12 protein-coding genes are annotated in these 13,481 nt (G+C 50.4%); 11 read left to right on the top strand and 1 reads right to left on the bottom strand.

The window, feature by feature from the left end; all coding sequences use genetic code 11:
• Position 1: 1 nt before the first annotated feature.
• From AC9UCN_RS05000 to dnaE, 9 genes are all read left to right on the top strand, one after another.
• Positions 2–826, top strand: a complete 825-nt coding sequence (locus AC9UCN_RS05000; protein ID WP_509524431.1) for an FtsQ-type POTRA domain-containing protein — start codon at positions 2–4, stop codon at positions 824–826.
• 155 nt (positions 827–981) lie between these two features.
• The gene (gene ftsZ / locus AC9UCN_RS04995) at positions 982–2,211 is read left to right on the top strand and encodes a cell division protein FtsZ (RefSeq protein ID WP_509524428.1); all 1,230 of its coding nucleotides are present in this window, start codon (positions 982–984) and stop codon (positions 2,209–2,211) included.
• On the top strand, positions 2,212–2,895 hold the full coding sequence (locus AC9UCN_RS04990; protein ID WP_509524425.1) for a YggS family pyridoxal phosphate-dependent enzyme: 684 nt from the start codon (positions 2,212–2,214) through the stop codon (positions 2,893–2,895).
• Between the two features lie 40 nt (positions 2,896–2,935).
• Positions 2,936–3,364 carry a cell division protein SepF gene (locus AC9UCN_RS04985; RefSeq protein WP_509524422.1) on the top strand — a complete coding sequence of 143 codons (429 nt, stop codon included), beginning with the start codon at positions 2,936–2,938 and terminating at the stop codon, positions 3,362–3,364.
• A 9-nt stretch (positions 3,365–3,373) separates the two neighbouring features.
• Complete coding sequence (locus tag AC9UCN_RS04980; protein WP_509524419.1) at positions 3,374–3,661, top strand: YggT family protein; 288 nt, start codon at positions 3,374–3,376, stop codon at positions 3,659–3,661.
• Between the two features lie 71 nt (positions 3,662–3,732).
• Positions 3,733–4,362, top strand: coding sequence for a DivIVA domain-containing protein (locus AC9UCN_RS04975; protein ID WP_509524416.1), 630 nt, complete (start codon positions 3,733–3,735; stop codon positions 4,360–4,362).
• A gap of 8 nt (positions 4,363–4,370) precedes the next feature.
• Positions 4,371–4,874, top strand: a complete 504-nt coding sequence (locus tag AC9UCN_RS04970; protein ID WP_509524413.1) for a signal peptidase II — start codon at positions 4,371–4,373, stop codon at positions 4,872–4,874.
• A complete protein-coding gene (locus AC9UCN_RS04965) occupies positions 4,871–5,788 on the top strand; it encodes an RluA family pseudouridine synthase (RefSeq protein WP_509524411.1) in 918 nt (305 codons plus the stop codon). The genes AC9UCN_RS04970 and AC9UCN_RS04965 overlap by 4 nt, the downstream gene beginning before the upstream one ends.
• A gap of 49 nt (positions 5,789–5,837) precedes the next feature.
• Positions 5,838–9,395, top strand: coding sequence for a DNA polymerase III subunit alpha (gene dnaE / locus AC9UCN_RS04960; RefSeq protein ID WP_509524408.1), 3,558 nt, complete (start codon positions 5,838–5,840; stop codon positions 9,393–9,395).
• Here dnaE and AC9UCN_RS04955 read toward each other — a convergent pair.
• Positions 9,365–9,871 carry a flavin reductase family protein gene (locus tag AC9UCN_RS04955; protein ID WP_509524406.1) on the bottom strand — a complete coding sequence of 169 codons (507 nt, stop codon included), beginning with the start codon at positions 9,869–9,871 and terminating at the stop codon, positions 9,365–9,367. The two genes, dnaE and AC9UCN_RS04955, sit on opposite strands and share 31 nt — an antisense overlap.
• Before the next feature lie 231 nt (positions 9,872–10,102).
• On the opposite strand from AC9UCN_RS04955, the gene nrdR reads away from it, so the two are divergent.
• The gene (nrdR, locus tag AC9UCN_RS04950) at positions 10,103–10,585 is read left to right on the top strand and encodes a transcriptional regulator NrdR (RefSeq protein WP_509524403.1); all 483 of its coding nucleotides are present in this window, start codon (positions 10,103–10,105) and stop codon (positions 10,583–10,585) included.
• 45 nt (positions 10,586–10,630) lie between these two features.
• Positions 10,631–13,459 (top strand): vitamin B12-dependent ribonucleotide reductase, encoded by a 2,829-nt coding sequence (locus tag AC9UCN_RS04945; protein ID WP_509524400.1) that lies wholly within the window; start codon positions 10,631–10,633, stop codon positions 13,457–13,459.
• Positions 13,460–13,481: the final 22 nt, after the last annotated feature.

The raw sequence follows: 13,481 nt of genomic DNA, 5'->3' as shown, positions 1-13,481 counted from the left end.
TATGGAACGTCCGAATCAAAAGAAGAAGCAGGTGAAGGCTGCCACTTATGGCACACCTCTTACCAGAGCACCCCGCAGAGTAATGGCTCGTGATCTTGAAAACTCTGTTTTTTCTAGAATGATCTCGGCTCGTAGGGCTAGGCGCATCGCGGCTTCATTAACGGTTGGCTCTATTTTCATCTTGGGAATTCTGACTGCGGTCGCAACCTTTTCTCCGTTGCTTGCCATCCAGCAAATCAACGTTGTCGGGACCCAACGCCTAAATCCAGACGAGATTTCCAAGGCGCTTTCCGGACAGATTGGAAAACCACTGCCACTTCTGAATCAGGATGAGATTGCAAAATCACTTGCGGGATTTACTCTGATTGAAAGTTTTGCCGCTACGGCTGTTCCTCCCAACGGTTTGCAGGTTAGCGTTTCAGAGCGCCAGGCACTTTGCATAGTCGAATACCAAGGTGCGTTGTGGCTGCACGATCCGGCCGGCGTAAGAATCGCTGTTGCAGAGCCTACGGATTTGCTTCCGAGAATTTTGATTACTGGGGGACCTTCGAGTTCGCAACCCTTCAAAGATTCTGTTGATGTGCTGCTTGCTTTGCCTGTTGAGTTGCTTGCCGAAGTGGAGATTATTCAGGCAAACACCAGAGACGATGTGCAGATGAGCTTGCGTGGTAGTTTGGGCCAGCGAATCAGCTGGGGTGATAGCTCAGATGCCGTTTTGAAGTCAAAGGTTCTTCAAGCGCTCATCGCAAATAACCAAGATGTCACTGGAGTCACATTTGATGTTTCTTCACCAAACGCCCCCGTCGTGCGCTTCGACAATTTTTAGACACGCCAGGCGCTCTTGCCTCAATCCAGTGCAATTAGGGCCTATTTTTTTGGCGCGGTGTATAAAAGCATTCGTAGCTTAACCCTATACGCGAGCTTGAGGGTTTTAGCTAGTATGCGTTTTACCTCGCGAGACTAGGGATTTGAAGGAGCATCATGGGCTTGAACCAGAACTACCTGGCCGTTATAAAGGTCGTAGGAGTAGGCGGCGGTGGCGTAAACGCACTTAACCGCATGATCGAGTCAGGACTTCGTGGCGTTGAATTCGTCGCAATCAACACAGACGCCCAGGCCCTGCTGATGAGCGAAGCCCACGTAAAACTAGACATTGGTCGCGAACTAACACGTGGTCTTGGGGCAGGCGCAGATCCTGAGGTCGGCAAACGAGCCGCAGAAGATCACGAGGACGAGATTGAAGCAGCACTTCGTGGTGCTGACATGGTTTTTGTAACAGCAGGTGAGGGTGGAGGAACCGGAACAGGCGCAGCCCCGATTGTCGCCCGGGTTGCGAAAAGAGTCGGAGCACTAACTGTTGGTGTTGTCACCAAACCATTCGGTTTTGAAGGAAAGCGTCGCATGCAGCAAGCCGAGGTAGGCATTGAGGCAATTCGCGCCGAAGTTGACACTTTAATTGTTGTCCCAAACCAAAGACTTCTAGAGATTGCAAACAAGACGGTTTCGGTTGTTGATGCATTCAACACTGCTGATGACGTGCTTCGCGCTGGTGTCCAAGGTATTACCGACCTGATTACCACACCAGGTCTGATTAACCTTGACTTTGCAGACGTCAAGTCCGTCATGCAAGGTGCTGGCTCTGCGCTGATGGGAATTGGAACAGCCAAGGGAGAAGACCGAGCGGTACGCGCGGCCGAGATGGCGGTTTCCTCACCACTTCTTGAATCAAGCATTGATGGCGCTCACGGTGTTCTTTTGTTGGTTCAGGGAGCTTCAAATCTTGGACTTCACGAAATCGATGAAGCCGCCAGATTGGTCCAGGAAGCGGTATCACCAGAGGCAAACATTATTTATGGAACTACCATTGATGACACCTTGGGCGACGAAGTTCGCATCACGGTTATTGCGGCTGGGTTTGATGGGGGAGCCCCGAAGCCAAGAAAGATTCCTAGAACCGTATTCGCTGAGGTAGCTGAGGCGAAACCACTTACTGCACCAGTTGTTGCCGAACCAGTGATTGCCGAAGCGAATTCATTTTTTGACTTAGTTGAGGCTGAGCCAACCCCGGCCCCAACACCGTCTTTTGCTTCCGAGTATGAGTCGGACGATCAAATTGAGATTGACGAGTCGCCAGAGCTTCCTCGCAGACCACAAACTGCCGACGGAACTTTTGGTGATGACCTGGATATCCCAGAATTTCTAAGAGGGTAAGTGAGCGAATTAGCTCAACGATATAACCAAATAGTTGAACAAGTTGCCGCTGCCGCTGCCGCCATTGGAAAGAGCGCAAGCGACATCACTTTGGTTGTTGTCACAAAGAATCACCCTCCGCAGCTTGTTTTTGACTTAATCGCACTGGGTGCTAGGGACTTTGGCGAAAACCGCGATCAGGAAGCCGCTCCTAAGGCCAAAGAGGTGCTTGAATCGTCCTCTGAGCAAATGCGATGGCACTTCATCGGGCAACTTCAGACCAATAAGGTCAGGTCTGTGCTCGACTACGCAGACGCGATTCATTCTTTGGATAGAGAGTCTCTTCTGGTTGAACTTCAGAAGCGAACAGTTGGCCGGGCCAAGGCTCTTGGCGTTTTCATTCAGGTCAATCTGACCGAAGATCCGGCTCGTGGAGGGGTTCGAGTCGATGATTTGGACGGATTCGCCACTAAAGTGCTTGAGTCCGAAGGTCTCCGGCTTGAGGGTCTAATGGGCGTTGGTGGCCTCGATAAAGACCCCGAAATTGAGTTTGACCGCCTGGCAAAGCTCTCTTCCAAGCTTCAGAGCATTGCCCCTGAGGCCAAATCTCTGTCAATGGGCATGTCATCCGATTTCGAGGTGGCAATTGGCTATGGCGCGACACACTTGCGCATTGGCACGGCAATAACGGGCAAGCGGCCCTAGTGGGCATATTCTTGGCTTGTACCAATAACAGGAGGAACTAATGGCCGGAATACTGAAGCGCAGCATGGAATTTCTTGGTTTTGCTGAGGAGTCCAATGACTTGCCAACCCGTGCGGAGCCGGTGACCAATACCCAGCGTCCAGCTAGAGTCATCCCTCAAAGGTCTCGTCGCGGTTCAAGCGACGTTGCAGAAATTTTCACAATTGAGCCAAGAACTTACGAAGAGGCTCCAATGGTTGCAGCTCACTACCGAATCGGTATCCCGGTGATAGTCAACATGGGTGAGATGAGTGAAGTCGATTCACGCCGCATGCTTGATTTCATGTTGGGCCTAAAAGAAGGTCTTGAAGGACATATGCGTCGTGTGACTTCAAAAGTTTTCTTACTGACCCCGACTCATGTAGCCGTGAATCAGGAAGAGCCAGAACAACAACTGAACGAGGTGGACGAGCTTCTAGTTCGTCCCTAGATTCCTTATATGAGCATGCTTGCTCTGATTGCTTACTGGGCTCTGCAGATTTATTTCTACGCCTTAATCGGCAGACTAATCCTTGATCTTTTAATTTCATTCAGGCCGGGATTCAGGCCGAAGGGCTTGCTACTTCCGGTTTCGGAGATCATTTTTACCGTAACTGACCCACCACTTAAATTTCTGAGAAGGTTCATAAAACCTGTCAGATTCGGGGCAATTTCTCTAGACTTTGCCTGGACTCTATTGGTTTTGGTGGTAATTTTGCTTCGAAACTTGGCCCTAGGCCTCGTCTAGCCCAACAGAGAATCTTGCGTTAGACTTTTTGAGCTACGGCCTATAGGGCCAACCGAAAGAGGATATCCCCAATGCCACTTACACCCGAAGACGTTGTCAATAAGAGATTTCAGCCAACCAAGTTTCGCGAGGGCTACGATCAGGACGAAGTTGATGATTTTCTAGATGAAATCGTTGTTGAGCTAAGACGCGTTTATCAGGAGAACGAGGATCTTCGGAGAAGGCTTCTTGCAGCTGATGGCCGTATTGCCGAGCTTCAAAGAAGTGGCGCGGCCTTGCCAGGACAACTTGCCTCAGCTCCATCGGTAAGTGCTCCAGTGGCGGTAACCCCGTTCCCAGAGGCAGTGTCTGACCCATCCACACTTGATTCTTCAAACACCAACAACTTGCTACAGCTTGCTCGAAAGCTCCACGATGAGCACGTTCGCGAAGGTATGGTCAAGCGTGATGAGCTGATCGCCGAAGGTCACGCAACCGCTGCCAGAATCGTTCGTGAAGCCGAGGCCCAGCAGCGTTCCGAGCTAAACCGCCTTGAGCAGGAGAAGGCTGTTGTCGAGCACAGGATCCAAGAGCTAAAGAGCTTCGAGCGCGAGTACCGCGCCAAGCTCAAGAGGTACATTGAGTCACAACTTACTGACCTTGATGCAGCTGGAGTGGCACCAACTCAGGCCCCAGGATATACCCCTGGCCTAAGCATCTAGTTTTCTTGATGAGCTCTAGAGCCAAAGTAAGTCGTTGGCTGTATCTGGTTGTTGCGCTAGTTGCGATAACAATTGATCAATTCACCAAGAACCTCGCGATTGCAAGTTTTGAGCTAGGAACCAGCTATCCCGTTCTAGGGGATTTGTTGTCTTGGAGGCTTTTGTACAACGACTCCGCCGCTTTTGGTTTGGGTTTTGGCTATACCTGGATTCTGGCCATTATTTCTACGATTGCGGCGCTTGCAACCATTTGGTACTCAAGAAAATTGGAGTCTATCTCCTGGTCGCTGATGATTGGTATTTTTCTAGGTGGTGTAGTTGGAAATCTAATTGACAGATTGATTCGCGAACCAAGTTTTGGCAATGGTCACGTCGTTGATTTTATTCAGATTCCGCTGAACTTTCCGATCTTTAATCTCGCGGACACATTTATTGTTTCTATGGCAATCCTTACTGTCATTCGAGTCATGAGGGGTGAGAACCTAGGTGGCATCGAGCCTAAGACCAAATGACTCTCCGATTTGAAATAGATGCTTCACTTTCCGGTGAGAGAGTCGACACTGCCCTAGCTAGACTGCTCGGAATTTCCAGGTCCGTTGCAGCCGAGCTATGCGAACGAGGTGATGCCCAGGTCTCCAGCAAGGTTCTTTCCAAGTCTGACCGGGTGAACCTTGCAGATGTTTTGCTAGTCAAGCCACCGATTGCTGCAGAACCTCTTAGAGTCACCGAGACCCCAGTCGATGAGCTGCTCGTGATTTACCAGGATGAGGACATTGTTGTTGTTGACAAGCCCGCGGGTGTGGTGGCCCATCCGACAGTTGGTTTTCACGGTCCAACCGTCGCCGGCGCTTTGCTAGCCAGAGGAATCCAGCTTTCGACCTCTGGTGCGCAAGAGCGTCAGGGGATAGTGCAGCGATTAGATGTTGGAACCAGTGGACTAATGATGCTCGCAAAATCTGAGCTTGCCTATTCGAGATTAAAGCAGGCGTTTCGCGATCGAGCGGTTCATAAGATTTACCACGCGATTATCCAAGGCCAACCTGATCCTTCTGAGGGAACCCTAGATGCTCCGATTGGACGACACCCGAAAGCTGAGTTCAAGTTCGCAATCGTTGAAGGTGGCAAGCCATCAATCACGCACTACAAAACACTTGAGCTTTTCCCAGCCAGCACATTGTGTGAAGTGAATTTGGAAACTGGTAGAACTCACCAAATTCGTGTTCACTTCTCCGCTTTCAAGCATCCGCTTCTGGGGGACACCATGTATGGGGCAGACCCAAAGTTGGCTAAGAGTCTTGGACTTACGAGACAGTGGCTTCACGCTAAAGAGTTGGGGTTCGAGCATCCAATCACAGCCAAGCAGATTCACTTGGTTTCTGAGTATCCTGCTGACTTGGCGGTAGTGCTTGAACGGCTGAGGTCGTAAATAGCCTTAGGCTAATTTTCAATCACTCAATCACCTAGGCGGGGTTTCGTTGTCGACAAAGGATTCTTTTGTGCACCTTCATGTGCACAGCGAATATTCCATGCTCGATGGAGCGGCCCGAATTGGGCCGCTAACCAAAGCTGCAGCAGAGATGGGGATGCCGGCAATTGCTATCACCGATCACGGCAATAACTTCGGTGCCTACGACTTTTATCAAACAGCCAAGGCAAATGGCATAAAGCCAATCATCGGTATCGAGGCCTACCTAGCTCCCGGCACCGCTAGAACCGATCGCACCAGAGTCAAGTGGGGAACAGGTGGAGAGGATGACGTATCTGGTGGTGGTGCATATACACATCTAACGATGCTCGCCGAAACCACCGAGGGAATGTACAACTTGTTTAAGATGTCATCAAAGGCGTATCTGGATGGTTTCTACTTCAAACCCCGCATGGACCGCGAGCTATTGCAGGAATACTCAAAGGGAATTATTGCAACCACCGGTTGCGCCTCAGGGGAGGTGCAAACCCTTATTCGACTGGGTCAGTACGACAAAGCGGTTGAGGCGGCAGCTTTCTATAGAGATGTCTTTGGCAAAGACAGTTACTTCGTCGAGATCATGGATCACGGCATCGATATCGAGCGTCGAGCCACTTCTGACCTGCTGAGACTTGCTAAGGACTTAGGGCTCTCCCTGGTGGCTACCAACGATCTGCACTACACCCATGCTTTCGAGGCCACCGCTCATGAGGCTCTGCTTTGTGTGCAGTCATCAACCAACTTGCTGGATCCCAATCGCTTCAAATTCGATGGCGCTGAGTATTACTTGAAATCACCGGCCGAAATGCGTGAACTGTTCCGCGATCACCCGGACGCATGCGACAACACCTTGTTGATTGCCGAGCGCTGCAATGTGGAGTTCCAGAAACGCGATCTCATGCCCAAGTTCCCACTACCGGAGGGAGAAACTGAGGCGAGCTGGTTTGCTAAAGAAGTAGATCGCGGAATGAAGCGCCGCTATGGCCAGAACGTGCCAGAGCTTCAAGCCAACCAGGCCAAGTACGAGGTAAGTGTCATTGCACAAATGGGATTCCCTGGCTACTTCTTGGTAGTGGCTGACTTTATTGCTTGGGCTAGGGCTCAGGGAATTCGAGTTGGACCAGGCAGAGGTTCTGCTGCAGGGTCAATTGTTGCTTACGCTCTTGGCATTACCGAGCTTGACCCAATCGTTCACGGTTTGATTTTCGAGCGCTTTTTGAATCCTGATCGAGTTTCACCCCCTGATATTGATGTCGACTTTGATGATCGCCGCAGGGGAGAAGTTATTCGCTACGTCAGCCAAAAATATGGCGAAGACCGCGTAGCTCAGATTGTGACCTTTGGAACCATCAAAGCCAAGCAGGCACTAAAGGACTCCGCTCGAGTACTGGGCATGCCCTATGCGGCGGGTGAGAAGCTAACCAAACTAATGCCCGGAATGGTACTTGGCAGAGACATCTCGTTGGGAGAACTTGTCGAAAAACCCCAGGACAAAAAATCAGAGGAGACCTCGAGATACAAAGAAGCATCGGAGTTCAGGGAAGCCCTCGAGTCCGATCCAGACTCGGCAAAGATCTTCGAATTGGCCAGAGGGCTTGAGAACCTAAAGCGCCAGTGGGGGGTTCACGCGGCCGGAGTAATAATGTCCGCGGAACCACTAATCGACGTGATTCCGATAATGCGTCGCGATGATGACGGAGCGGTGATAACCCAGTTTGATCAACCACCTTGTGAAAAACTTGGTCTACTCAAGATGGACTTCTTGGGCCTTAGAAACCTCACCGTTTTGGATGATGCTCTAGTGAACATCAAGGCCAACCGCGGAGTGACAGTTGTGTTGGAAGATCTTGACTTGAACGCGGATAAGAATACCTTTGACCTACTCTCTCGCGGAGAAACACTGGGTGTTTTTCAGCTCGATGGCGCGCAGGTTCGATCACTGCTTCGCACGCTAAAGCCCACCGAGTTTGAGCACATCTCGGCCGTTATTGCCTTGTATCGCCCGGGTCCGATGGGCGAGAAGTCTCACACCAACTACGCGCTTAGAAAAAACGGTTTGCAAAAATCAGAACCGGTGCACCCGGAGCTTGCTGAAACACTTGCAGATATTCTTGACCCTACCTATGGCCTGATTGTTTATCAGGAACAGGTAATGGCCGTTGCGCAAAAAGTAGCGGGATTTAGTTTGGCTCAGGCCGACTTGCTTCGCCGAGCGATGGGTAAAAAAGATAAGAAGGAACTAGATCGTTCCTATAAAGACTTCAGCGGTGGAATGTTGGCGCAAGGATATTCAGAAGCTGCAATCGAAACTCTCTGGAAAACTTTGTTGCCTTTTGCCGACTACGCCTTCAATAAAGCACACAGTGCTGGCTATGGAGTTCTGAGCTATTGGACTGCGTACCTAAAGGCTAACTTCCCTGCAGAGTATATGGCCGCTCAACTTACTTCGGTGGGGGATTCAAAAGATAAGCTCGCTATTTATCTAAACGAGTGTCGTCGAATGAACATTCAAGTTCTTGCTCCCGATGTGAATCAATCCGTCGAGGCCTTCACGGGAATTGGCGAGAACATCCGATTCGGTTTGGGAGCTATTCGAAACGTCGGACACAACGTGGTTGATGGAATCATTCAAGCTCGTACTGGAAAAGCATTTGCTTCGTTTAGTGACTTTTTGGCCCGGGTTCCACAGCAGGTTTGCTCCAAGCGCACTATTGAGTCACTAATAAAAGCAGGTGCGTTTGACTCGCTCGGTCACACCAGAAGATCCCTCTTTGAGATCTACGAAGAGGCTGTTGACGCTTCTTCTGTGACTAAGCGCAACGAATCAGCTGGCCAAGTAGACCTATTTGGTGACCTGTTTGATGGTATGGGGACCTCGGTTACAGTTCCTGATAGACCCGAATGGCCCAAGGCCGAGAAGTTGGCGCATGAGCGAGAAATGCTAGGGCTATACGTATCTGACCATCCGCTTTCGGGAAGAGAGAGTCAGTTGGCTCAGTTCGCTGAGTTCACTATCGGGGATCTGCTAACCAGTGAGGATGTCAAGGACGGCGAAACGGTAACTATTGCCGGGTTGATCTCCAGCGTGACGCATCGAGTTGCCCGCTCGTCGGGAAACCCCTACGCGAACGTATCTATCGAAGATTTCGAGGGTGAAGTGAATGTGATGTTCATGGGCAAGACCTACCGCGAGTATTCAGAGCAACTTGTCAACGACGAAGTTGTGGTCATCAGAGGTCGTATCAACATGCGCGATGATGGCGTTGCTATCTCGGCTTTCTCGCTAGAGCCAATCGCCATCGGAGCACAGGGGGTATCCAGTGGTCCGCTTCGTTTGCAATTACCAGAGGCTGAGGCAACCAGATCTGTTTTGGAAAACCTTGACTCGACGCTGAAAGCTCATCCTGGAAAAGAAGAAGTTCACTTGACTTTCTTGGATGACAGCAATCCGCGAAGCTTCAAACTCCAACCAACTGTGAAGATCACCGATGATCTTCTCGGTGAACTAAAAGCCTTACTAGGAACTCAAGGTTTTGTTCAGAGAGATTCTTCGGAAGTAGTGAAGTAAGCACGCTGGTTGTATAGCAGGGCTTTGTCTTGCTCTCCAGTTACACCCGAAATGATGTCGATGATAAATACCGCGTTCTGTTCAACGTGGTGAAATTCCCTAACTTTCCCAAAGAGAACTGCAGTTACGTTTTGAAAAACCGGTAAGTCAAATTCGGATCGCTGCCAATCAGAGTCAAGGAATCTCTTCGTGTTGTCGGCTGCCATCTTTTCGGCCAAATCTAGATTTTTTGCACCGAGCATATGAAGCGCGATGTACTTGGCGGCCGAGATTGCCGGCCAAGAAGATGAGCCTTGAGAGACGTTGAAGGTCACAAGTGCTGGATTAGACCCAAGCGAGGTCATTGAGGTCGCTGTAAAGCCCACTGGGTTGCCGGACGCGTCATTGGTCGTGATCACGGCCACTCCCGAGGCATGGCGCCTGAAGGCGGCCTTGAGGGCCTCGCTGGAGTCTGGGTTTAGGTTGGGGTCAAGCATCTTCTTCAGGGTAGTAGAGATTTTGGGGTAATCGAACCGCAATTTTTCGAGCTTTTTGGGGGCATTAACCGCGACACGCCGAATATCGGACAAATTTGCAAATATGACCCTTAAACCACAAGATATAGGGACGGAAGAGCGAAAACTTTCCACATCTAGTGGAAGGTTATCGGGGAATTCGGCTAAAATCCAACCAAATCCACTGTATTTACGGGAGAAAGGCATCAGCTCATGAATTGTCCTTTTTGCCGCAATACGGACTCCAGGGTCACAGATTCCAGGGCTAGCGAGGATGGCACCAGCATCCGCCGTAGGCGTCAGTGCCCAGAATGTGGCAAGAAGTTCACCACCTCTGAGACCACCTCGCTGAGCGTTCTAAAGCGCAGCGGTGTGACTGAGCCTTTCAGCAGGGACAAGATCGTAAGCGGCGTTGGCAAGGCTTGCCAGGGCAGACCGGTTTCAGATGCTGATCTAGCGATTTTGGCTCAGCAGGTAGAAGAGACCATTCGTTCCACAGGTGCAGCTCAGGTTGAGGCACACGTGATCGGGCTGGCTATCTTGGAACCTCTGAGACTGCTAGATGAGGTGGCCTTTATGAGATTCGCAAGCGTCTACCAGGGCTGGGAGAGCCTAGAAGATTTCGAAGCGGCAATAAATGTCCTTCGAGCAAGCAACAACGAAGCAACAGATTTAGACAAAGAACTAACCAAGTAGCAACCCAACAACCATAAGTATCCAAAACTAGGAAAGGCAACACTCGTGACTGACGCAACTGCATTTAGCTCCACCTCTGGCTCCGTAAGCGGCAAGGGATTAACAATTAACCGTATTTACACAACCGAGGGTGTGCACCCATACGACCAGGTCAACTGGGAGTTTCGCGATGTTGTACAGACCAACTGGAAAAATGGTGAAACCATTTTCGAACAGCGTGGTGCTGAGTTCCCAGATTTCTGGAGCTTGAACGCTTCGACTATCGTCACAACCAAATACTTCCGTGGAGCAATGGGAACTGAAGAACGTGAATTCAGCCTGCGTCAGCTGATCAACCGCGTTGTTCTTACCTACACTCAGGCTGGTCGCGACAATGGATACTTCGCAACCGAAGAAGATGCAACAATCTTCGAGCACGAGATGACCTACATGCTTTTGAACCAGGTGTTTGCGTTCAACTCACCAGTTTGGTTCAACGTGGGAACCAAGAGCCCGCAGCAAGTTTCTGCTTGCTTCATCTTGTCTGTTGATGACTCAATGGAGTCAATCCTGAACTGGTACCGCGAAGAGGGAATGATCTTCAAAGGCGGTTCCGGTGCAGGTCTAAACCTTTCCAGAATTCGTTCATCCAAGGAGCTTCTAAAGTCCTCCGGTGGATCCGCTTCTGGTCCAGTTTCATTCATGCGCGGAGCTGATGCTTCTGCAGGAACCATCAAGTCTGGTGGAGCAACCCGTCGCGCAGCCAAGATGGTTGTTTTGGACGTTGATCACCCGGACATCGTTGAGTTCATTGAGACCAAGGAACTTGAAGAAGAAAAGATCCGCGTATTGCGCGATGCAGGTTATGACATGGAACTTGGAGGACGGGACATCAACTCCGTTCAGTACCAGAACGCTAACAACTCAGTTCGCGTAAACGCAGAGTTCATGAATGCCGTTGAAATCGGCGGCAAGTTCGGTCTTCGCGCCAGAACCAATGGAGAAGTTATCGAAGAAGTTGACGCAAGAGAGCTTTTCAACAAGATCTCTAAAGCAGCTTGGGCATGTGCGGACCCTGGTATCCAGTACGACGACATCATCAACGACTGGCACACCACTCCAGAGTCTGGTCGCATCACTGCATCCAACCCTTGCTCTGAGTACATGCACCTTGATAACTCAAGTTGTAACCTAGCGAGCTTGAACCTACTGAAGTTCCTAAACCCAGACGGATCATTTGACTCCGCTACCTTCACCAAAGCTTCCGAGCTAATAATCACCGCAATGGACATTTCCATTAGCTTTGCTGATTTCCCAACCGAGGCAATTGGCGAAACCACCCGTGCTTACCGTCAGCTAGGTATCGGTTACGCGAACCTAGGTGCCCTATTGATGGCAATCGGTGTTCCTTACGACAGCAAGGAAGGTTTTGCTCTTGCTGGAGCAATCACCTCTTTGATGACAGCCGCGTCTTACCGTCGCTCAGCTGAACTTGCAGGAGTAGTCGGTCCATACGATGGTTACGCAAAGAACAAGGCCGGACATGATCGCATCATGGCAAAGCACGAGGCTGCTAATTCACTAGTTACATCGGTTAGCGAAATCGACCGCTCAGTTCACGCCGCAGCTACCGAGCAGTGGGCACTGAACACCAAGATCGGTTCACAAAACGGCTGGAGAAACGCTCAGGCATCATTGCTGGCCCCAACCGGAACCATCGGTTTCATGATGGACTGCGACACCACAGGTATCGAGCCTGACTTCTCCTTGGTGAAGTACAAGAAGCTATCAACCGGTGGTTCAATGCAGATTGTGAACCAGACCATTCCATTCGCGTTGCACCGTCTTGGATACTCTCAGGAGACCATTGAGGCAATTGTTGATCACATTGCACAAAACGGTCACGTCGTAGACGCACCAGGACTCAAGGTTGAGCACTACCCAATCTTCGATACCGCTATCGGTGTTCGTGCGATTGAGCCAATGGGTCACGTACGAATGATGGCTGCTGTTCAGCCATTCCTTTCCGGAGCTATCTCAAAGACAGTAAACATGCCAGAGACAGCAACCGTTGAGGAAATTGCAGAGGTCTACTTCCAGGGTTGGAAGTTTGGACTAAAAGCACTAGCTATCTACCGTGACAACTGTAAGGTAGGTCAGCCACTTTCCGACGGTAAGGCAAAAACCGAAACCAAGACCGAAACAGCAACTATTGCTTCAGGCATGTCTCACCCGGTTCGTAAGCGCCTACCAAAGTCACGCCCATCATCAACCACCAGCTTCACCGTTGGCGGCGCTGAGGGTTACCTAACTGCAGGTTCTTACCCAGACGGTGGTTTGGGAGAAGTATTCCTAAAGCTAGGTAAGCAGGGCTCAACCCTTGCTGGCGTTATGGATGCATTCTCAATCGCAGTCTCGATTGGTTTGCAGTATGGCGTGCCCCTTGAAAGCTACGTCAAAAAGTTCACCAACGTCAGCTTCGAGCCAGCTGGTCTAACCGATGACAAGGACATCAGAATGGCTAAGTCTCTGATGGACTACATCTTCCGTCGCTTGGCGCTGGATTACCTGCCATACGAAACCAGAGCAGCAATTGGAATCCACTCAACTGACGAGCGCACTGCAGAACTGGATGCAAACTCCAGCTACGCAGATCCAGCGGCTGTTGAAAGCGCAGCACCTGCGGTTGAGGCCCAAGCTGAGCCAGTGGTATCAATCACTCAGTCAGTAGAGATCACAACCAAGAAGGAAGTTCATTCTTCAGCTGAGTTGTTCGAGCTACTGCAAGGTAAAGAGTCAGACGCACCACTTTGCTTCAACTGTGGAATCAAGATGAGACCTTCTGGCTCATGCCACGTTTGTGAAGGTTGTGGATCGACTTCTGGTTGCAGCTAGAAAAGAAGTTATAGCCAAAGGG

Origin of the sequence: Rhodoluna sp. (assembly GCF_036721215.1) — a bacterium.
GTDB lineage: Bacteria > Actinomycetota > Actinomycetes > Actinomycetales > Microbacteriaceae > Rhodoluna.
This window is presented reverse-complemented; position numbering and strand designations above follow the sequence as displayed.